Origin of the sequence: Serratia sp. 506_PEND (assembly GCF_001076875.1) — a bacterium.
Classification (GTDB): domain Bacteria; phylum Pseudomonadota; class Gammaproteobacteria; order Enterobacterales; family Enterobacteriaceae; genus Serratia; species Serratia marcescens.
This window is the reverse complement of record NZ_JVEL01000160.1, coordinates 1-1,614: the sequence shown is the minus strand read 5'-3', so window position 1 is coordinate 1,614 and position 1,614 is coordinate 1. Positions and strand designations below refer to the sequence as shown.

3 protein-coding genes are annotated in these 1,614 nt (G+C 52.5%); 1 reads left to right on the top strand and 2 read right to left on the bottom strand.

The genetic code is table 11. The features are described 5' to 3' along the window. Positions 1-200 (bottom strand): YkgJ family cysteine cluster protein (locus tag ADK28_RS32860; RefSeq protein ID WP_161802691.1); only part of this gene is annotated, 200 nt, incomplete at its 3' end. Between the two features lie 286 nt (positions 201-486). On the opposite strand from ADK28_RS32860, the gene ompW reads away from it, so the two are divergent. Continuing rightward, positions 487-1,119: an outer membrane protein OmpW gene (gene ompW / locus ADK28_RS04100; protein ID WP_016927514.1), complete on the top strand. Its 633-nt coding sequence runs from the start codon at positions 487-489 to the stop codon at positions 1,117-1,119. 44 nt (positions 1,120-1,163) lie between these two features. On the opposite strand, the gene ADK28_RS04095 is transcribed toward ompW, so the two are convergent. After that, a complete protein-coding gene (locus tag ADK28_RS04095; RefSeq protein ID WP_016927515.1) occupies positions 1,164-1,478 on the bottom strand; it encodes a BON domain-containing protein in 315 nt (104 codons plus the stop codon). Between the last annotated feature and the right edge of the window lie 136 nt (positions 1,479-1,614).

Genomic DNA, 1,614 nt, shown 5'->3' with positions numbered 1-1,614 from the left:
CCTATTTCACCGTCCAGCGCGGTACAGCGGGGGGACTTGCTGTTGGTCCCCTGCATGCAGCGCAGGAATGGGGTCAAAGGCTCTGTTAAGGAAAGGGGAACGGTGCCGCCGCCGTCTTCGGCTTCGGCCCAATAGAATGACACTCGAAAATAACCGCAGCATGCGCCGCAGCTGACACAGGGATTAAGGATTTCGCTCATCTTGATTGCCCACCGACTCCTCACGGCACCAACCAAAACCAACACGGAAAATGAAATTACCTCAGCCGCATTTTTCTCCGCAACAGAAATTTGAACATGTAGATAATTTGCAACAAAATCGTTTTTTTGATGCAGATCAATCCTTGATTTATTAGACGGTTAGGTAACCTTGTTTTTAGTGGGATTTTAAATTTTTACACATAAGATGTGATCTCGATGGGATCACAAATACCCGAAAGTAGGTATATTCCCCCTCGAGCGATTAACCACACAAATGGAATGGATAATGAAAAAGACAACTCTGATGGTATTGGCGACGATGATGGCGCCTATGTTGGCAAGTGCGCATCAGGCCGGTGATTTCCTGTTCCGCGCGGGCACCGCGACGGTGCGTCCAAATGCAGGTTCGGACAACGTACTGGGGTTAGGTTCGCTGGATGCGAAAAACAACACTCAGCTCGGTCTGACCTTCGGTTACATGGTGACGGACAACATCGGCGTTGAGTTGTTGGCCGCAACGCCATTCCGCCACAAGGTGACGCTGGGCGGCACTGATTTGGCGACCGTTCACCAACTGCCGCCTACGCTGATGGCGCAATACTATTTCGGCGACAAGCAGGACAAACTGCGTCCTTACCTGGGCGTTGGCGTTAACTACACCACCTTCTTCGACGAGAAGTTCAACGACTACGGCAAAAGCGCCGGGTTGAGCGACCTAGATCTGAAAGATTCCTGGGGCGTGGCGGCGCAGGCCGGCCTGGATTACAACCTGGATGAGCACTGGATGCTGAACATGTCGGTGTGGTGGATGAACATCGAAACCAAAACTCGCTTCAACGATGCGAACGGTGGGCACCACAGCTTCGATACGCGTCTGGATCCGTGGGTGTTCATGTTCGGGGCGGGTTACCGCTTCTGATGAAGGCCGCAAGCAGGGAGGCGTTGCGCCTCCCTGTGTCGGTATTATTTAACCTGCATCACGTTTTCAACCGATTTCACGCCGGCCACGCCGCGTGTGACCTGCACCGCACGGTTGGCGTCATCGCTGGAGGTCACGAAGCCGCTCAGCTGTACGCGCCCTTTAAAGGTTTCTACGCTGATCTCGCGTGACTTGATGTTTTTATCCGCCAGCAACGCCGATTTCACTTTGGTGGTGACCACGGTGTCATCGATATAACCGCCTGTTCCCTCTGATTTTGCCGTCGGCGCGCAAGCGCTCACCGCGACCGCCACAACGGCTGCCATGCACAAGGCTGAAAGGGTTTTAAACAGCTTCATAAATTACTCTCCATGCAATGTTATGGTTGAAATTCGCTACGGTTTTTCGCCGCAGCGAGCGCATTCCCCAAATCAAACGAAGAAATGCATAGCGAACAACGTTCATTGTGAGACAAGACCTGGGTTTGTTCAAATT